Source organism: Microbacterium sp. NPDC056057 (assembly GCF_042266945.1).
Taxonomy (GTDB): Bacteria; Actinomycetota; Actinomycetes; order Actinomycetales; family Microbacteriaceae; genus Microbacterium; species Microbacterium trichothecenolyticum_C.
Window position 1 is genome coordinate 1,659,207 of sequence record NZ_JBHJWS010000001.1, and the last position, 18,332, is coordinate 1,677,538.

The following is an 18,332-nucleotide window of genomic DNA, read 5'->3' on the forward strand; positions in this document are numbered from 1 at the left end:
CCAACGCAACCTCGCCTGACGAAGGAGTCCGAATGACCGAGCTGACCCGTGACGTCGTCATCGTCGGCGCCGGCGCCGCCGGCACGACCGCTGCCAACGAACTGAAGAAGGCGGGCCTCTCGGTCGTCGTGCTCGAGGCGCGCGACCGCGTCGGCGGGCGCCTGTGGACGGACGTCGTCGACGGCGCGATGCTGGAGATCGGCGGGCAGTGGGTGTCGCCCGACCAGGACGCGCTCAAGGAGACCATCGCCGAGCTGGGGCTCGAGACGTACAGCCGCTACCGCGAGGGCGACTCGGTCTACATCGGCCAGGACGGCGAGCTCACCCGCTTCACGGGCGAGATCTTCCCCGTCGCACCGGAGACCGAGAAGGAGATCGTGCGCCTCATCGAGGTGCTCGACGGGCTCGTCGCGCAGGTCGACCCCGACAAGCCGTGGGAGCACCCCGACGCCGAGGCGCTCGACCGCATCTCGTTCGAGGCGTGGCTCGAGGAGCAGACCGACGACCAGGAGGCGCGCGACAACATCGCGCTCTTCATCGCGGGTGCGATGCTCACCAAGCCCGCCTACGCGTTCTCGGCGCTCCAGGCCCTCCTCATGGCGGCCAGCGCCGGCAGCTTCTCGCACCTGGTCGACGCGGACTTCATCCTCGATGAGCGCGTCGTCGGCGGCCTGCAGCAGGTTCCCCTGCTCCTCGCCGAGCGGCTGGGCGACGACGTCATCCTGGGTCAGCCGGTGACCGAGGTGCACTGGTCGGAGGACGGCGTCCGCGTCGTCACCGACAACGGCCTCGAGGTGCGCGCCCGCTTCGTCATCCTGGCGCACGCGCCGATCCTCTACCCGTGGATCGAGTTCGCGCCGCCGCTGCCGCGCCTCAAGCAGCAGATGCACCAGCACATCTCGATGGGCTTCGTCATCAAGGTGCACGCGGTCTACGATCGCCCGTTCTGGCGTGAGCAGGGCCTGTCGGGCACCGCCTTCAGCCCGTACGAGATCTCGCACGAGGCATACGACAACACCAACCACGACGACGAGCGCGGCACCCTGGTCGGCTTCGTGTCGGACCGCAACGCCGACGACCTGTTCCGCGTGTCGGCGGAGGAGCGCAAGGCGCGCATCCTCGAGTCGCTGTCGCACTACTACGGTCCCGAGGCCAAGACCCCGCTCGTCTACTTCGAGAGCGACTGGGGCGCCGAGGAGTGGACCCGCGGCGCGTACGCCGCGAGCTTCGACCTGGGCGGCCTCGCCCGGTACGGCGCGGACCTCCGCACCCCCGTCGGCCCGATCCACTTCGCCTGCAGCGACATGGCCGGTGCCGGGTACCAGCACGTCGACGGCGCGATCCGCATGGGGCGCCTGGTCGCGTCGAGCATCGTCGAAGCGGCGCGGCGATGAGCGACCGCATCGTCGTCGGGTACACCGCGACGGACGCCGGCGCTGACGCCGTCGCCCTCGGCGCGCGTCTGGCCGCGGCCATGGACGCGCCGCTCGACCTCGTGCTGGTGCTCCCCGCCGAGGACCGCAGCGTCATCACCCCGCCCGACGCGGGCTATGACCGCTTCCTCGTGACGCAGGCCGAGGCCTGGCTCGCCGAGGCGGCCGCGAAGATTCCGGATGCGGTGACCCACGCGTCGCACGTGCGGTTCGGCGACTCCTTCGCGGAGGGCCTGATCGCCGCCGCGCACGAGCTCTCGGCCTCCCACATCGTCGTCGGCGCCGCCAACGGCGGACTCCGCGGGCGCCACCGTCTCGGCACCGTCGCCAACGAACTGCTGCACTCGTCGGACGTTCCGGTCGTGCTGGCCCCGGAGGGCTCGCGACGTCTCGAGCCGTCGACGGGCATCACGCGGATCACCGCCGCGATCGGCACGCGTCCCGGCGCCGACGTCCTGCTGGAGGAGAGCGTCGCCCTCGCCGCCGCGACGGGGGCAGGCCTGCGGCTGCTCTCGCTCGCCGCGGTGGACATGCCGCCGAGCCTCGAGGCGATGGAGTTCGGCGCCCGTCACGCGGACGACGTCTTCGTCCACGTGCGGGCCGCCCTCCCGAAGGACATCGAGACCGACGCGGTCGTGGGTCTCGGCGACAGCGTCGAGGACGCCGTCTCGCACCTGAGCTGGGAGCCCGGCGAGCTCGCCGTGGTCGGCTCCAGCCGGCTGGCCCGGCGCCGCCGTCTCTTCCTCGGCTCGACGGCGGCGAAGATGCTGCACGAGCTTCCCGTACCCATGGTCGTGGTGCCCCGCACACGCGGCAAGAAAGGCGCACGCTGATGAGCGCTTCCGAAAGCCGCGGCGCAGCGCCGCTGGCCCCGTCGACCGGCACGCACGCCGGTGAGCTGTCCAAGAAGGGCCTGAGCGCCGGCGCTGTCGGCGTGCTCGGCGCCGTCGTCATCGGCGTCTCGACGATCGCGCCCGCCTACACGCTCACCGCGTCGCTCGGGCCGACCGTGTCGGTGGTCGGCACCCAGGTGCCCGCGATCATCCTCGTCGGCTTCATCCCGATGCTGCTGACGGCGTTCGGCTACCGCGAGCTCAACCGTGCGATGCCCGACTCGGGCACCTCGTTCACGTGGGGTGTGCGGGCCTTCGGCCCGTGGATCGGCTGGATGACCGGCTGGGGCCTCGTCGCCGCCACCGTCATCGTGCTCTCGAACCTCGCCGGCATCGCGGTGGAGTTCCTGTTCCTCTTGATCTCGCAGCTGAGCAACAACCCCGAGATCGCGGACCTCGCGTTCAACCCGTTCATCAACGTGGTCGTGTGCCTGCTGTTCATGCTGGGCGCGACGCTCATCTCGTACCGCGACATGCAGACCACGCAGAAGTTCCAGTACATCCTGGTGACGTTCCAGGTCGCCGTGCTCCTGCTCTTCGCCGTCGTGGCCATCGTCAAGGCGGTGTCGGGCGACGCCCCCGACCCGACGGCGTTCTCGTGGTCGTGGTTCAACCCGTTCGAGGTGCCGACGTTCAGCGCGTTCGCCGCGGGACTGTCGCTGTCGATCTTCATCTTCTGGGGCTGGGACGTCGTCCTCACCATGAACGAGGAGACCAAGAACCCGGCCAAGACGCCGGGCCGCGCGGCCATGCTCACCGTGGTGATCGTCGTGAGCCTGTACCTCCTGCTCTCGATCGGCCTGATCATGTTCGCGGGCGTCGGCGACGGTCCGCTGGGGCTGGCGAACGAGGACATCTCGGCGAACGTGTTCTTCGCACTGTCGGACCCGATCCTCGGCCCGCTCGCGTTCCTGGTGTCGCTCGCGGTGCTGTCGAGCTCGGCCGCGTCGCTGCAGTCGACCGCGGTGGGACCTGCCCGCACCCTCCTCGCGATGGGGCATTACGGCGCCCTGCCGGCGAAGTTCGCCCGCGTGAGCCCGCGGTTCTTCACGCCCGGCTACGCCACCGTGGTGTCCGCGATCGTCGCGTCCGTGTTCTACGCCGTCATGCGCGTGATCAGCGAGAACGTCCTCACCGACACGATCCTGTCGCTCGGCATGATGATCTGCTTCTACTACGGCCTCACCGCGTTCGCGTGCGTCTGGTACTTCCGCAAGCAGTGGTTCGACTCGGTGCGCAGCTTCTTCTTCACGTTCCTGTTCCCGCTCGTCGGCGGCGCGATCCTCGCGGTGCTGTTCGTCACGACGCTCATCGACTCGATGGACCCGGCCTACGGCAGCGGGTCGAGCATCGCGGGCCTCGGCCTCGTGTTCGTGCTGGGCGTGGTCGTCATCCTCGCGGGTGTCGTGATCATGATCTGGCAGGCGATCAAGCGTCCGGCGTTCTTCCGCGGTGAGACACTCAGTATCGACGCTCCCGAAAGCCTTCGTCGCGCCCGCCGCCGGCAGGCAGACTGACCCACAACCATCCGATCGGAGAGTAAGCATGACCGACTACGCCGTCGTCAACCCGGCCACGGGCGAGACCCTGGCCACGTATCCGACCATCACCGACGAGGCCCTCGAGGCCGCGCTCGCGGGAGCGGATGCTGCGTACCGCACCTGGCGCGACCGGCCGGTCGCCGAGCGCGCTGCGGGCATCCGCAAGGTCGCGGAGCTGCATCGCGAGCGTCGCGATGATCTCGCCGCGATCATCGTGCGCGAGATGGGCAAGCCGCTCGAGGCGGCGCTCGGCGAGGTCGACTTCGCCGCCGACATCACCGAGTACTACGCCGACCACGCCGAGAAGATCACCGGGGACCAGCCGATCGACATCGACGGCGACGGCACCGCGGTCATCCGCCGCTCGCCCCTGGGCGTGCTGCTGGGCATCATGCCGTGGAACTTCCCGTACTACCAGGTCGCCCGCTTCGCGGCGCCCAACATCGTGGTCGGCAACACCATCCTCCTCAAGCACGCCCCGCAGTGCCCGGAGTCGGCCGCCGCCATCGCGGCGATCTACGCGGACGCCGGCCTCGAGGGCGTCTACACGAACGTCTACGCGACGAACGACCAGGCGGCGACCGTCATCGCGGATCGCCGCGTGCAGGGCGTCTCGGTGACCGGCTCGGAGCGCGCCGGCGCCGCCGTCGCCGAGATCGCGGGCCGCAACCTCAAGAAGGTGGCGCTCGAGCTCGGCGGGTCCGACCCGTTCATCCTGCTCTCGACCGACGACCTCGACGGGGCCGTGGAGGCCGCGGTCGCCGCCCGCCTCGACAACACCGGGCAGTCGTGCAACGCCGCCAAGCGCTTCATCGTGGTCGACGGGCTGTACGACGCGTTCCTCGAGAAGTTCACCGCCGCGATGTCGGGTGCGAAGGTCGGCGACCCGTTCGCCGACGACACCGTCCTCGGCCCGCTGTCGTCGCTCACCGCGGCGGAGCGGCTCGCGGAGCAGGTCGACAAGGCCGTCGCGCAGGGCGCGACGCTGGTCGCCGGCGGACAGCGCGACGGCGCCTTCTACCCGGGAACCGTCCTCACCGACGTCACGAGCGACATGGACGCCTACCGCGAGGAGTTCTTCGGCCCCGTGGGCGTGGTCTACAAGGTCGCCGACGAGGACGCCGCGGTCGCTCTCGCGAACGACACCAGCTACGGCCTCGGCTCGTACGTGTTCACCACCGACGAGGAGCAGGCCAAGCGCGTCGCCGACAAGATCGACGCCGGCATGGTCTACGTCAACGTGGTCCTCGCCGACGAGCCCGGGCTGCCTTTCGGCGGCGTGAAGCGCTCCGGCACCTCGCGCGAGATGGGCCTTCTGGCCGCCGACGAGTTCGTCAATAAGAAGCTGATCCGCGTCGGCGCCTGACCTCGCCGTCGAGACAGGGGATTCTCGTCGAACCCGGGGGCAGTGCCCTGGGTCTCGGCGGGAGTCCCCGGTTTCGCGAGCTCAGCCCTCGCCGAGCGCCTCACGGGCCTCGGCGAGGGCTTCGTCGGCCCACTGGACCTGCTGGGGCGTGCCCCAGCGGGTCGCAGCATCCCGTGCCGCCTCGAACTCCGTGATCGCGTCCTCGAGGCGGCCGGCGTCGAAGAGTCGCCAGCCGGCGTTGTTGTGCAGGGAGACGTTCCAGCGGAGGGTGCGGGGATCCGTGGCGCCCTCGAGCGCACCGAGGGCCGCGGAGGTCCACTCCTCAGCCTGTTCGGGCTCTGCGATGGCGAGCATGTGCAGCGCGTCGACCTGCAGGAACGTCAGTCCGGCTCCGGACGCCGCATCCACGGCAGCGAGGAAGTACGGGACCGCCGCTTCGGGATCGCCTGCGGAGTTGCGCACGCGGCCGCGCTCCAGCGCGGCTCGCGCCGCGACGGCGGCATCCTCGATCGCGACGGCGTCGAGCATCGCGTCGGCCTCGTCGAACCGCTCCTGCAGGCCCAGAGAGCGCGCGACCTGCGTCTCGAGCTCGGCGCGGGCGGCAGCATCCGTCTCGACTGCCGCCGCCGCGCGCAGGCGCGCCTCGGAGCCGGCCGCGTCGGAGAAGTCCCACAGCTCGTCGAGCAGGGTCTGCGCAAGAGTCATGCCGGAATGGTAATGCCGTCATCCGGGGGTGTCGCGGACGGAGCGCGAGCGCGAGGATGGAGTCATGGCAGACACACCGGACCCCGTCGTCTCCCTCTCCGATGAAGAGTGCTGGGAGCGCCTGCGCACGCAGGAGCTCGGCCGCCTCGTCACGCATGTCGGCGACGTGCTCGACATCTTCCCCGTGAACTACGTCGTCGACGGCGAGAGCGTGCTCTTCCGCACCGCGCAGGGGAGCAAGCTGTTCGAGCTCACGGTCAACGACGAGGTGCTCTTCGAGGTCGACGACCACACCGACACCGACGCGTGGAGTGTGATCCTGCGCGGCCGCGCGCACCCGCTCGACCGCTCCGCCGACGTGGAGCGCGCCGACGGCCTGGGCCTTCGGCCGTGGATCCCGACGCTCAAGTACACGTATGTGCGGGTCGAGGCGACTTCGCTGTCGGGGCGCGCCTTCGAGCGCTCGGCCGAGCCCGACCGGTACGGCGTGCAGCAGTACTGATCCCCGTGTGCGCGCGTGTGCGGAGCCGCCTCGGTTCGCGGGGCCCGCGGGCATGCCGTACACTGGAACGTGCAGTCGAAGTCTGCATTCTTTCGCCGTGCCCGGTCCTCGGGCACGGATCCTCAAGCCGCGGTGAGAGGGGAAGAGTGCGGGTTCCGCGAGACCTCCGGGTCTCTAGGGCGGTAGCTCAATTGGCAGAGCAGCGGTCTCCAAAACCGCAGGTTGCAGGTTCGATTCCTGTCCGCCCTGCGCGTCAGCGCAACGCCGGTGACATGCTGGTGGTTGACAACACAGTGTGCCGATCCGTGTCGGCTCACGGAAGGTAATCAGGTGGCATCGATGGTTCAGGACGAGCCGAAGGGCGAAGTCGTCCCCGCAGAGGGAACGGCCGCGCCTCGCGAGAAGAAGCCCAACGTCTTCGCTCGTATCGCCCTGTTCGTCCGTCAGGTCTTCGCCGAGCTCCGCAAGGTCGTCACGCCGACGCGCCAGGAGCTGCTGAAGTACACGGCGGTGGTGCTGGGCTTCGTCGTCGTGATGATGGCGCTCGTCTACGGTCTGGACGTGCTGTTCGTGTGGATCACGTCGTACGTCTTCGGAGTGCCCGGCGCCTGATCCCGAGCGCCACCGGCTCAGAGCGGTGGCATGACACGGGCGGACCGCAGGTCCGGCAGCGGACGGAACGGAAGAGAACTCACGTGACTGAAAGATATGTCGACGACGCCGATTGGGCGACGGCCGCAGAGCAGTCGTCGGAGGACGACGAAGCTCAGGAGGGCAACGTCCTCGCCGCGGAGGAGCGGTCGGTGGAGGCCGCCGAGCACGTCGCGATCCACATCGTCGACGACTCCGACGAGGACGACGCCGACCTGGACGACATCGACATCGACGACCCGGAGGCGGACGCCATCGTGAACGACGCTCTCAACCTGGACGAGACCGCAGAGACCGAGGCCGCGGCCGAGGTCATCAACGACTCCATCGCGGAGGAGGTCGCCGAGCGCGAGGCCGAAGCCGCCGACGAGGTGACCCCCTACGACGGTCCCGACGTGAACGGCGATGAGGACGAGCCCGAGCTCGACGAGGACTTCGTCGCAGAGGTGGACGCCGCAGCCGCCGTCGTCGACGACGCCGAGGCATCCGTCTCGCCGGCCGACGCCGCCGAGGCCCCTGAGAGCGACGACGAGGATGACGACGAGGATCCCTTCGAGGCGTTCCGCGCAGACCTCCGCACCCTCCCGGGCAAGTGGTACGTCATCCACTCCTACGCCGGCTTCGAGCGCAAGGTGAAGGCCAACATCGAGCAGCGCAAGTCGACGCTCGAGGTCGAGGAGGAGATCTACCAGATCGAGGTCCCGATGGAGGACGTCGTCGAGATCAAGAACGGTCAGCGCAAGATGGTCACGCGCGTCCGTATCCCCGGCTACGTGCTCGTGCGCATGGAGCTCAACGAGGACACCTGGTCGGTCGTCCGCCACACGCCCGGTGTCACCGGCTTCGTCGGCAACGCCCACAACCCGACTCCGCTGCGCTTCGAGGAGGCCTTCAACATGCTGAAGAGCCTCGTCGAGGTCAAGGAGGTCGCCGGTGCCAAGGGCGGTGCGGCCAAGAAGGGCGCCGCTGCCGCGGCCCGCGTCATCCCCGCCGAGGTCGACTTCGAGGTCGGCGAGACCATCACGATCAAGGAAGGCTCGTTCGCGGGCCTGCCCGGCACGATCAGCGAGATCAAGCCCGAGAGCGGCAAGCTCACGGTCCTCGTCTCGCTCTTCGAGCGCGAGACCCCGGTCGAGCTGTCGTTCGACCAGGTCACCAAGCTCTGATCCACCACCTGGTAGACTCTGCAGGTTTGCGCGCGCCTTGAGCGTGCGCGTCTGACACCGCGTTCCGGAACCGCCGGATTCGCGGGAGAACCGGTTGCCCCGGCAGCCGTCGTTCGACGAAAGGAAGAAGAATGGCACCGAAGAAGAAGGTGACCGGCCTGATCAAGCTTCAGATCAACGCCGGTGCAGCCAACCCGGCGCCGCCGATCGGCCCCGCGCTCGGTCAGCATGGCGTCAACATCATGGAGTTCTGCAAGGCGTACAACGCCGCGACCGAGTCGCAGCGCGGCAACGTCATCCCCGTGGAGATCACCGTCTACGAGGACCGCAGCTTCACGTTCATCCTGAAGACCCCGCCGGCCGCTGAGCTCATCAAGAAGGCTGCGGGCGTCCAGAAGGGCTCCAAGACCCCTCACACGGTCAAGGTCGCCAAGCTCACCAAGGAGCAGGTGCGCCAGATCGCAGAGACGAAGCAGCCCGACCTGAACGCGAATGACATCGAGGCCGCCTCGAAGATCATCGCCGGCACCGCCCGTTCCATGGGCATCACGGTCGAGGACTGAGGGGGATAGGAAACATGGCTACCAAGTCCAAGGCCTTCCGGGCCGCCGCCGCCAAGATCGAGGCGGACAAGTTCTACAGCCCCACCGAGGCCGTCGCGCTCGCGAAGCAGACCGGCTCGGCGAAGTTCGACTCGACCGTCGAGGTCGCGCTCAAGCTCTCCGTCGACCCTCGCAAGGCCGACCAGATGGTGCGCGGCACCGTCATCCTCCCGCACGGCACCGGCAAGACCGCCCGCGTCATCGTGTTCGCGACGGGTCCGGCCGCTGAGGCCGCGATCGCCGCGGGTGCGGACGAGGTCGGCGGCGCCGAGCTCATCGAGAAGGTCGCCGGCGGCTGGACCGCGTTCGACGCGGCCGTCTCGACGCCCGAGCTCATGGGCCAGGTCGGTCGACTCGGCAAGGTGCTCGGCCCCCGCGGCCTCATGCCCAACCCGAAGACCGGCACCGTGACCCCCAACCCGGCCAAGGCCGTCGAGGAGATCAAGGGCGGAAAGATCGAGTTCCGCGTCGACAAGCACGCCAACGTGCACTTCGTCGTCGGCAAGGCCTCGTTCTCGGCCGAGCAGCTCGACGAGAACCTGAAGGCCGCGCTCGAGGAGATCGTCCGCCTCAAGCCGTCGAGCTCGAAGGGTCGTTACATCCAGAAGGGCGCCGTGTCGACCACGTTCGGCCCCGGCATCCCGCTGGACGTGAACAGCATCGTCTGATGCTTCGACAAGCTCAGCGACACAGAGTCGCCGAAGGCCCCACCCGTCCGGGTGGGGCCTTCGTCGTTCCCGCGTAACTCCGGGCCAGAGGACGCGGGGCGGGAGTAGCGTCTGAGGCATGTCGAAGACGCTCCAGGACCTGTTCGGAATCGACGCGCCGATCGTGCTCGGCCCCTTCGGGGGACTGTCGTCGATCGAGCTGACGGCTGCGGTGAGCGAGCTCGGCGGACTCGGCTCGTATGGTCTGTACGGCTACTCCGCCGACCGCATCAGCGACACGATCGCCGCGCTCCACTCCGCGACGCGGCGTCCGTTCGCCGTCAACCTCTGGCTGCCGACGGGCGACGAGGTCACGCCGGGCGACGTCGACCTGAGGCCGGCGATCGAGGCGGTCGCGCCCCTGTACGACGAACTGGGCCTCGCCCACCCGACGCCCCCGATCGAGTTCCTGCCCGACCTCGACTCCCAGCTGACGGCGGTGATGGATGCTGCGCCCGCGGTGTTGAGCGTGGTCTTCGGCGTGCCGTCGGAGCACGTGGTCGCGGCGGCGCGGAGCGGAGGCATCCGTGTCATCGGCACCGCCACCACGGTCGCGGAAGCCGTGGCGCTCGAAGCAGCCGGGGTGGACGCCATCGTCGCGACCGGGGCCGAAGCGGGCGGTCACCGGGTGTCGTTCCTGCGGCCCGCCGAGCAGTCGCTCGTCGGCACGTTCGCGCTCGTGCCGCAGGTGGTCGACGCGGTGGAGGTGCCGGTCATCGCGGCCGGCGGCATCGGAGACCGTCGCGGCGTCGCGGCGGCGTTCGCCCTCGGCGCGTCGGGGGTGCAGGTGGGCTCGGCGTTCCTCCGCACGCGCCAGTCGGCCGCCACCGACGTGCACCGGCAGGCCATCGCCGACGCCGCCGACACCGCCACCGTGCTCACCCGCGCGATGAGCGGGCGACTGGCCCGCGGCATCCCGAATCGGGCGATGCGCGAGATCGAGACGACGGGGATCATCGCCCCGTTCCCGGCGCAGAACTGGCTCACCGGCCAGTTCCGGGCCGAGGCCGGGCGCCGTGGTGACGGCGACCTCGTGTCGCTGTGGGCCGGACAGGCGGCCGGGCTCGCGCCCAGCGACGACGCGGCCGAGGTGTTCGCCGAGCTCGCGGCCGGCCTCCCGGACTGACCTCCTCGGGAGCTCACCTGTCACGAACTGTCGCGGCGAGCGGCGGATCGCGACAGATGAGCAGGTGTCAGTGGGTGGGGAGCACCTCGAAGCCCCGTTCGCCGGTGGCGGCGGCATCCGTCACCGTCGCCTGCTCGACGCGCGAACCGGGCGGGCCCTCGGCCATCCACGCCAGCACCTCGTCGACCTGACCCGGGGTGCCCTCGACCTCGGCTTCGACCGAGCCGTCGCGGCGGTTGCGCACCCAGCCCGCCGCGCCGGCCTCGCGCGCGACGATGAGCAGGGTGTAGCGGTAGCCGACGCCCTGCACGTCTCCGCGGACCGTCACGTGCACGCGTCTCATGCCGCCCATCTTGCCGCCGCACGCGCCTTGCCGCGAGCGGGAGAAGTCGGCCAGGATGCCGACATGGGTACCGTCGACGAACTTCTGGAAGAACTCGACGCGGCCGACCGGCCGTCGGTCGAGCGGATCTACGCCATCGCGCGAGAGGAGGCGCCCGACGCGGAGCAGGGGCGCGGCTACGGGATGCCGGCGCTGGTGTACCGCGGCAAGCCGCTCCTCTCGGTGATGCGGGCGAAGAAGCACATCGGGGTGTACCCGTTCAGCCCCGACGCGGTGTCGGCGGTCGCGGACGCGCTCGCCGGACACCCCGGCATCGGCCTCGACAAGGGGACCATCCGCTACCAGCCGGAGCACCCGCTGCCCGACGACGTCGTGCGTGCCCTCGTGCTCGCCCGCAAGGAGCAGATCGACGGCTGACGGCGATGGCCTCGGTCAGTGCGGGAGCACGAGCGAGACGCCGAGTGCGATCATCACGACAGCGATCACCGCGTCGAGGATGCGCCAGGCGCGGGGGGTCGACAGCCAGCGTCCGAGCAGGCGTGCGCCGAACGCGAGGCCGAAGAACCAGATGACGCTCGCAGCCATGGCACCTGCGGCGAAGAGCCAGCGGGAGTCGCCGTGCGTGTTCGCGACGGTGCCGAGGAGGAACACGGTGTCGAGGTAGACGTGCGGGTTGAGCCATGTCAGCGCCAGGCAGGTGAGCAGCACCGGGATCAGGCGGGCGTGGGTCGAGGGCGTGGTGGCGGTGCGGATGTCGCTGCGCACCGCGGAGGCGGACGCGTCGGGTTCGAGCGCCTCGCCCGTGTGGGTGTGGGCGGGGGGTGCGGGTGCGGACGCGCCGGAGGATGCCGCCGGGTCCGGGTCCGCAGCGCCGGCACCGAGCGTCTCACCCGACGGGCGCCAGGCGCGCCGTGCCGCCAGCAGGCCGTACGCCACCAGGAACAGCGCACCCGCCCAGCGGACCACGTCGACGAGCCACGGCACGGCCTGCAGCACGAACCCGATGCCCGAGACGCCGAGCGCGATGAGCACGGCGTCCGAGATCGCGCAGATCGCCGCGACCGCGAGCACGTGCTCGCGGCGCAGACCCTGGCGCAGCACGAACAGGTTCTGGGCGCCGATCGCGATGATGAGGGAGAAGCCGAGGCCGAGGCCGGCGAGGACGGGGGAGAGCACGAGTCGACGCTACGAGCCGCGGCATCCGTAGTCCAGCTCATGCATCTTCAGTACCATTAGCGCTACTTACTATGCGGATCCCGTTCGAGCTGGCTGAGACCCTGGCCGTCGTCGTCGACGAGGGCACGCTCGACGCTGCCGCACGCCGTCTGCACGTCACGCCGTCGGCGGTGAGTCAGCGCATCAAAGCGCTCGAGGAGCAGCTCGGGCGGCTGGTGCTGGTGCGCTCCAAGCCCGTACGGCCGACGGAGGCCGGCATGTCGGTGATCCGGCTCGCGCGGCAGACGGCGCTGCTCGAGCACGACGCGCTCGCGGAGCTCGGCGCCGGCGACGACGAGACCGCGCTCACTGTGGTGCCACTCGCCGTGAACGCGGACTCGCTGGCCACGTGGTTCCTCGAACCGCTCGCGCGGCTGGCGGAGCAGCATCCCGTCGTCTTCGATCTGCACCGCGACGACCAGGACTTCACCGCGGGACTGCTCGAGTCGGGGACTGTCATGGGCGCCGTCACCTCGCGCGCCGCGCCCGTCGCCGGGTGCCGCAGCTCGGTGCTCGGGGCGATGCGCTACGAGGCGGTCGCGACGCCCGCGTATGCGGCACGGTGGCTCGGCGAGGACCGCGTGACGGCACTGGCGCACGCGCCGCTCGTGGACTTCGACCGCCGCGACGACCTGCAGAACGAGTGGCTGGCTCAGCAGGGCGTCGACCCGGCCGTGCCGCCGCGGCACTACGTGCCCGCGTCGAGCGACTTCGCGTCTGCGGTGCGCCTCGGCCTCGGCTGGGCGATGCTGCCGCGGTTCCAGTCCCATGACGCCCTCGAGCGCGGCGAGCTCGTGCTGCTGGGCGGCCCGCCGGTCGACGTCGCGCTGCACTGGCAGCAGTGGAATCTCCGCTCACCGCTGCTCGACGCCATCGCGGACGCGATCGTCGCCGAAGGAAGGCGCGTGCTGGCGCCTTTGCGATGACGGGCCGACGCGGGTCAGCCGTCGCTCACGCGGAGCACGACCTTGCCGCGCGTGTGTCCGGTCTCGATCGCGCGATGCGCGGCGGATGCCTCGGCGAGGTCGAACACCTGCTCGATGTAGACCTGCACCGAGCCGGAGTCGAGGAGGCGCCCGATGGTCGCCAGCGCGCCGCCGTCGGGGATCACCTTGTACGAGGTGGTGCGCACGCCCGCCTCGGCCGCCGCTTCGGCATAGCCCGGCCACGAGCCGGTCGGCACCAGCACGTAGAGCCCGCCGGGCCGCAGCACCTCGAGCGAGCGCGTCCCGGTCTCGGCATGGACGTTGCCGACGAGGTCGATGACGACGTCCACTTCGCCGACGACCTCTTCGAACCGAGTGGTCGTGTAGTCGATGACCACGGCGGCACCGAGTTCGCGCAGCCACGAGGCGTTGCGGCCGGACGCTGTCACGGTGACGTGGGCGCCGAAGTAGGCGGCGAACTGCACCGCGAAATGGCCGACGCCGCCGCTTCCGGCGTGGATCAGCACGCGCTGCCCCTCGTGCGCATGCGCGGTCTCGACCACGAGTCCCCAGGCGGTGAGCGCGGCGAGCGGCACGCCGGCGGCCTCGACGTGCGACAGCGACGCGGGCTTGCGTGCGACCGAGAGGGACGGCGCCACGACGTACTCGGCGTACGAGCCGCCGGTGCGCGGGAAGGAGGCCATGCCGAACACCTCGGTGCCGGGGGCGAGCGGGTGCGCCTCGTACGGGCTCTTCACGACGATGCCGCTGAAGTCGTAGCCGAGGGTAGCAGGGTACGCCGCGATGGCTCCCGAGACGCCTCGGCCGCTGCGGGTCTTGGCGTCGATCGGGTTCACTCCGGCGGCGACGACCCGTACGAGCAGCTCACTCAGCACGGGGGAGGGGACGGGAACGGATGCTGCGTGCAGCGCATCCGCGTCGCCCGGGGCGTCCACGACCATCGCCTGCATCTCGGCGGGCGGCGCCTCGACGGGGGCGAGCGGGGTCTCGGGTGCCGATCGCAACGGTCGGATCCTCATCGTGCGCTCCTTCCGCGGGTGTGCCGCCTTCGGCACCAGAACTGAACCCCCGTTGGCTACAGTCAACCCTGCCTTCGTCTCGCCCGTGTTACGCGGGTGCTACCGCTGTCGCAAAACGTCGGGCCCGGCGGTCAGGCTCGGGCTGCGCGGAGTTCCACCGCCGCGGGAGAGAGCACCTGCTGGGTGACCATGATCGCCGCCCCCAGCACGCCGGCCGTCTCGTCGGCCTGGGACTGCACGATGCCCAGGTGCTGCGTGGCGAGCGGGATCGAGCGGCGGTAGACGACCTCGCGCACGCCCGCGAGCAGGTGCTCGCCGGCGCGGGCGACGCTGCCGCCGATCACGATGACCGACGGATTGAGCATGTTGACGACGGTCGCGAGCACTTCGCCGACCTCGCGGCCGGCCTGCCGCGTCGCGGTGATGGCGGCCTGGTGCCCCGCACGGACGAGGGCGACGACGTCTGCGCTCCCGGCGGCGTCGATGCCCTGCGCGCGCAGGTCGGCCGCGATCGCGGTGCCGCTCGCGATCGCTTCGAGGTCTCGCTGGTCGCCGGGCGGCCGCGGCGAGTCGTGGCTGTAGGGCACCTGCACGTGGCCCATGTCGCCGGCCGACCCCTGGGCGCCGCGCTGCAGCGCGCCGCCGGAGATGATGCCGGCGCCGATGCCCGTCGACACCTTGACGAAGATCAGGTCGGCCACGCCCGGCCAGCTGAGCGCCTGCTCGCCGAGCGCGAGGATGTTGACGTCGTTGTCGACGAGCACGGGCACGTCGAAGGTGCGCTGCACGTAGTGCGGCACGTCGAACCGGTCCCATCCCGGCATGATGGGCGGGTTCGTCGGCCGGCCGGTCGAATGCTCGACGGGCCCCGGCACGCCGATGCCCACACCGACGACGTGGGAGGCGGCGATGCCCTGCTGCTCCAGCAGAGCCGCGCCCTCCGAGATCACGGCGTCGAGCACCGCCTCCGGGCCGTCGGCGATGTCGAGGGGATGCGTGTTCGACGTGAGGATGCTCGCGGCGAGATCGGCGACGGCGATCGTCGCGTGGGTCGCGCCGAGGTCGACCGCGATCACGACCCCGGCCGACGGATTGAAGGCGACCCGCGCCGGCGGGCGTCCGCCGGTGGACACGGCCTCGCCCGCGGGGCGCAGGAGTCCGGCGGCCAGCAGGGTGTCGACGCGACCGGAGACCGTCGACCGGGCCAGGCCCGTCAGGGTCGCGAGCTCGGCTTTGGTGCGCGCATGGCCATCGCGGAGGATCTGGAAGATCTCGCCCGCGCCGTTGCTTCCGACGGCTCCGCTGCCGCGCACTGCATCGACCATGGCGACAGTAAAGCACGGCCTTCTGACCGAAGTCAGCAGGACTTAAGATCACAGCACGATTACTTTTGACGGAGATCTAGCAAAAGTCGGATGCTGCATGCCATGATCGCCGCATGACTACGGAAGTCATCGACACTGTCGTCGGCACGGTCCGCACCGGACTCGTCGGCGGCGGATTCATGGGGCGAGTCCATGCGGCCGCCGCGCGGCGGGCAGGTGCCCGACTGGCGTCGGTGGCCTCCTCCAGCCGGGACCGCGCCGAGGCGGTGGCTCGAGAGCTCGGGGTCGCCCGTGTCGAGGACGACGCAGCCGGCGTGATCGCAGCATCCGATGTCGACGTGGTGCACATCTGCACCCCCAACGCCACCCACGCGTCGCTCGCCGAGGCGGTCCTCGTCGCCGGCAAGCACGTCGTGTGCGAGAAGCCGCTGGCGACCTCCGTCTCCGACGCGCGGGCGCTCGCCCGGCACGCCGCCGCGACCGGCGTCGTCGCCGCGGTTCCCTTCGTCTATCGCTACCACCCGATGGTCCGCGAGGCCCGCGCGCGCGTCGCCTCCGGCCGGATCGGAACACTGCTCTCGCTGGACGGCTCGTATCTGCAGGACTGGATGCTGCGGCAGAACGACGACGACTGGCGAGCGGATGCCGCAGCCGGCGGTCCGTCGCGCGCCTTCGCCGACATCGGCTCGCACCTGTGCGACCTGGTCGAGTTCGTGACCGGGGAGCGCATCGCCCGCATGGCCGCTCGCACCCGCCGGATGTTCGACGAGCGCGCGGGCCGGTCGGTCACGAACGAGGACGTGGCCGCGCTGCTGGTCGAGACGGAGTCCGGCGCGCTGGGCACGCTGCTCGTGTCGCAGATGGCCCCCGGCCGCAAGAACGCGCTCGTCCTCGAGCTGCACGGCACCCGCCGGAGCCTGCGCTTCGACCAGGAGCGCCCCGAGGAGCTGTGGGTCGGGGCACGCAAGGGCTCCCGGCTCGTGCTGCGGGATCCGGCCGCCGACCACCCCGACTCGACGCGGCTGCAGACCGTGCCCGCCGGGCATCCCATGGGATACCAGGACGCCTTCGACGGGTTCGTCGCCGACGTCTACGCCGCCATCGGCGGGGCACGGCCGGACGGGATGCCGACGTTCGCCGACGGCCTGCGCGCGGCCGTCCTGACCGCGGCCGTGCTCGAATCCGCCCAGACCCGAACATGGATCGAGGTGCCGGCATGACCGACACGATGCTCGCCGACACGCCGGTCCCACCGGGCGGCTCGGACGTCGTGCTCCGCGCCCGCGGCATCTCGAAGTCGTTCTTCGGCGTGCGCGTGCTCTCGGACGTCGACCTCGACGTCCGTCGCGGCGAGGTCCACGGGCTCGTCGGCGAGAACGGCGCCGGCAAGTCCACGCTCATGAAGGTGCTCGCCGGCGTCCACCACGCCGACGCCGGGTCGGTCGAGTTCGAGGGGCAGCCGGTCGCGTGGGGCCACCCGCGGCAGGCGATGGACGCGGGCCTCGTGACGGTCTTCCAGGAGTTCAACCTGCTGCCCGAGCGCACCGTCGCACAGAACGTGTTCCTCGGTCGCGAGCCGCGGCGCGGCGGCTTCATCGACAAGAAGGGCATGCAGCGCCGCACGCGCGAGCTGCTCGACGGTCTGGGTGTCTCGTTCATCGACCCGGGCGCCCGCATCTCGTCGCTGACGGTCGCCGAGCAGCAGATCGTCGAGATCGTCAAAGCCCTCTCGTTCGACGCGCGCGTGATCTCGATGGACGAGCCGACCGCGGCGCTCAGCGACCACGAGGTCGAGCTCCTCTACGCGATCATCCGGCGGCTCACCGCACGGGGCGTCGCCGTCATCTACGTCTCGCACCGGCTGAAGGAGATCTTCGACCTGTGCGATCGAATCACGATCCTGAAGGACGGCGCGCTGGTGTCGACGGATGCCGCGACCGACCTCACCGACGCGGAGCTGGTCCGTCGCATGGTGGGCCGGCCGCTGCAGTCGTATTTCCCCGGCCCAGTCGAGGGCACGACGCTCGGCGGGCCGCGCCTGGAGCTCACCGACTGCGGCAACGAGTACGTGGACGGGGTCTCCCTCACGCTGCGCGCCGGAGAGATCGTGGGACTCGCCGGACTTCAGGGGTCGGGTCGCACCGAACTCGTCGAGGGCATCTTCGGCGTGCACGGCTTCACCCGCGGCGGCATGACCCTCGACGGACGATCGGTGCGGTTCACCAGCCCGCGAGCCGCGGTGCGGGCGGGACTCGCGCTCGTGACCGAGGACCGGAAGGCGCAGGGCCTCGCGCTCGGCCAGTCCGTGCTCGACAACTCCCTGCTTGTGGTGCGCAGCGTCTTCGCCGGACGCACCGGCGCCTCGCGCAGGCGGGTGCCGGGCATCCTGAGCTCGCTCGAGGTGTCGTCGCGCGGCGTCGATCAGGAGGTGCGGTTCCTCTCCGGGGGCAACCAGCAGAAGGTCGTGCTCGCGAAGTGGCTCGTCACCGACCCGCAGATCGTGCTGTTCGACGAGCCGACACGCGGCATCGACGTCGGCGCGAAGGTCGCGGTCTACCAGCTCATGCGTCAGCTCGCCGCCGAGGGGAAGGCCGTGCTCATGGTGTCGAGCGAGCTGCCCGAGGTCATCGGCATGAGCGACCGCATCCTGGTCATGCGGGACGGCGAGCTCGCCGCGGAGCTGGCGGCGGGTTCCGCCGAGCACGAGGTGCTGGCGGCCGCGACCGGTTCCGCGGACGGGGAGGACGTGCCCGACGATCAGCGCACCGACGACGAGGGGAGCCGCCCGTGA

19 protein-coding genes and 1 tRNA gene are annotated in these 18,332 nt (G+C 70.6%); 15 read left to right on the top strand and 5 right to left on the bottom strand.

The features are described from left to right. Nucleotides 1-32: 32 nt before the first annotated feature. The 4 genes from ACFC1K_RS06975 to ACFC1K_RS06990 are packed head-to-tail and all read left to right on the top strand — an operon-like array spanning nt 33 to nt 5,233. Nucleotides 33-1,394 carry a flavin monoamine oxidase family protein gene (locus tag ACFC1K_RS06975; RefSeq protein ID WP_375870998.1) on the top strand — a complete coding sequence of 454 codons (1,362 nt, stop codon included), beginning with the start codon at nt 33-35 and terminating at the stop codon, nt 1,392-1,394. After that, nucleotides 1,391-2,266 carry a universal stress protein gene (locus ACFC1K_RS06980; protein ID WP_375870999.1) on the top strand — a complete coding sequence of 292 codons (876 nt, stop codon included), beginning with the start codon at nt 1,391-1,393 and terminating at the stop codon, nt 2,264-2,266. Before ACFC1K_RS06975 ends, ACFC1K_RS06980 begins: the two co-directional genes overlap by 4 nt. Beyond that, complete coding sequence (locus tag ACFC1K_RS06985) at nt 2,266-3,843, top strand: APC family permease (RefSeq protein ID WP_375871000.1); 1,578 nt, start codon at nt 2,266-2,268, stop codon at nt 3,841-3,843. Before ACFC1K_RS06980 ends, ACFC1K_RS06985 begins: the two co-directional genes overlap by 1 nt. A 28-nt stretch (nt 3,844-3,871) precedes the next feature. Beyond that, on the top strand, nt 3,872-5,233 hold the full coding sequence (locus tag ACFC1K_RS06990) for an NAD-dependent succinate-semialdehyde dehydrogenase (protein WP_310285154.1): 1,362 nt from the start codon (nt 3,872-3,874) through the stop codon (nt 5,231-5,233). Between the two features lie 81 nt (nt 5,234-5,314). Here ACFC1K_RS06990 and ACFC1K_RS06995 read toward each other — a convergent pair whose 3' ends face one another. After that, nucleotides 5,315-5,938, bottom strand: coding sequence for a hypothetical protein (locus ACFC1K_RS06995; protein ID WP_375871001.1), 624 nt, complete (start codon nt 5,936-5,938; stop codon nt 5,315-5,317). Nucleotides 5,939-6,002: 64 nt separating this feature from the next. Between ACFC1K_RS06995 and ACFC1K_RS07000 the strand changes: the two genes are divergently transcribed. From ACFC1K_RS07000 to ACFC1K_RS07030, 7 genes are all read left to right on the top strand, one after another. Beyond that, nucleotides 6,003-6,440: a pyridoxamine 5'-phosphate oxidase family protein gene (locus ACFC1K_RS07000; RefSeq protein ID WP_375871002.1), complete on the top strand. Its 438-nt coding sequence runs from the start codon at nt 6,003-6,005 to the stop codon at nt 6,438-6,440. A gap of 176 nt (nt 6,441-6,616) precedes the next feature. Beyond that, nucleotides 6,617-6,689: transfer RNA gene (locus tag ACFC1K_RS07005), tRNA-Trp, on the top strand. Nucleotides 6,690-6,779: 90 nt separating this feature from the next. Then, nucleotides 6,780-7,052 (top strand): preprotein translocase subunit SecE, encoded by a 273-nt coding sequence (gene secE / locus ACFC1K_RS07010; RefSeq protein ID WP_045300625.1) that lies wholly within the window; start codon nt 6,780-6,782, stop codon nt 7,050-7,052. Nucleotides 7,053-7,135: 83 nt separating this feature from the next. Beyond that, the gene (nusG, locus tag ACFC1K_RS07015; protein WP_375871003.1) at nt 7,136-8,257 is read left to right on the top strand and encodes a transcription termination/antitermination protein NusG; all 1,122 of its coding nucleotides are present in this window, start codon (nt 7,136-7,138) and stop codon (nt 8,255-8,257) included. A 131-nt stretch (nt 8,258-8,388) separates the two neighbouring features. Continuing rightward, a complete protein-coding gene (gene rplK / locus ACFC1K_RS07020; protein WP_045247325.1) occupies nt 8,389-8,820 on the top strand; it encodes a 50S ribosomal protein L11 in 432 nt (143 codons plus the stop codon). 14 nt (nt 8,821-8,834) lie between these two features. Beyond that, nucleotides 8,835-9,527, top strand: a complete 693-nt coding sequence (gene rplA / locus ACFC1K_RS07025) for a 50S ribosomal protein L1 (protein WP_310285150.1) — start codon at nt 8,835-8,837, stop codon at nt 9,525-9,527. Between the two features lie 118 nt (nt 9,528-9,645). Further along, nucleotides 9,646-10,692: an NAD(P)H-dependent flavin oxidoreductase gene (locus tag ACFC1K_RS07030; protein WP_375871004.1), complete on the top strand. Its 1,047-nt coding sequence runs from the start codon at nt 9,646-9,648 to the stop codon at nt 10,690-10,692. A 67-nt stretch (nt 10,693-10,759) separates the two neighbouring features. On the opposite strand, the gene ACFC1K_RS07035 is transcribed toward ACFC1K_RS07030, so the two are convergent. Further along, complete coding sequence (locus ACFC1K_RS07035; RefSeq protein WP_375871005.1) at nt 10,760-11,035, bottom strand: acylphosphatase; 276 nt, start codon at nt 11,033-11,035, stop codon at nt 10,760-10,762. 63 nt (nt 11,036-11,098) lie between these two features. Here ACFC1K_RS07035 and ACFC1K_RS07040 point away from each other — a divergent pair, with 63 nt between their 5' ends. Further along, entirely contained in the window at nt 11,099-11,452 is a 354-nt protein-coding gene (locus ACFC1K_RS07040) for a DUF1801 domain-containing protein (RefSeq protein WP_310285143.1), read from the top strand. A gap of 15 nt (nt 11,453-11,467) precedes the next feature. Here the strand turns inward: ACFC1K_RS07040 and lysE are convergent, their stop codons facing one another. Continuing rightward, complete coding sequence (lysE, locus tag ACFC1K_RS07045) at nt 11,468-12,211, bottom strand: L-lysine exporter (protein ID WP_375871006.1); 744 nt, start codon at nt 12,209-12,211, stop codon at nt 11,468-11,470. Nucleotides 12,212-12,282: 71 nt separating this feature from the next. Here lysE and ACFC1K_RS07050 point away from each other — a divergent pair, with 71 nt between their 5' ends. After that, nucleotides 12,283-13,176, top strand: a complete 894-nt coding sequence (locus ACFC1K_RS07050; RefSeq protein ID WP_375871007.1) for a LysR family transcriptional regulator ArgP — start codon at nt 12,283-12,285, stop codon at nt 13,174-13,176. 14 nt (nt 13,177-13,190) lie between these two features. Here the strand turns inward: ACFC1K_RS07050 and ACFC1K_RS07055 are convergent, their stop codons facing one another. Both ACFC1K_RS07055 and ACFC1K_RS07060 read right to left on the bottom strand, forming a co-directional pair. Beyond that, nucleotides 13,191-14,216: an NADP-dependent oxidoreductase gene (locus tag ACFC1K_RS07055; protein WP_375871008.1), complete on the bottom strand. Its 1,026-nt coding sequence runs from the start codon at nt 14,214-14,216 to the stop codon at nt 13,191-13,193. Between the two features lie 131 nt (nt 14,217-14,347). Next, nucleotides 14,348-15,541: an ROK family protein gene (locus ACFC1K_RS07060; RefSeq protein ID WP_375871009.1), complete on the bottom strand. Its 1,194-nt coding sequence runs from the start codon at nt 15,539-15,541 to the stop codon at nt 14,348-14,350. A 113-nt stretch (nt 15,542-15,654) separates the two neighbouring features. Here ACFC1K_RS07060 and ACFC1K_RS07065 point away from each other — a divergent pair, with 113 nt between their 5' ends. Further along, the gene (locus tag ACFC1K_RS07065) at nt 15,655-16,761 is read left to right on the top strand and encodes a Gfo/Idh/MocA family protein (protein WP_375871010.1); all 1,107 of its coding nucleotides are present in this window, start codon (nt 15,655-15,657) and stop codon (nt 16,759-16,761) included. After that, nucleotides 16,758-18,332: a sugar ABC transporter ATP-binding protein gene (locus tag ACFC1K_RS07070; protein ID WP_375871011.1), complete on the top strand. Its 1,575-nt coding sequence runs from the start codon at nt 16,758-16,760 to the stop codon at nt 18,330-18,332. Before ACFC1K_RS07065 ends, ACFC1K_RS07070 begins: the two co-directional genes overlap by 4 nt.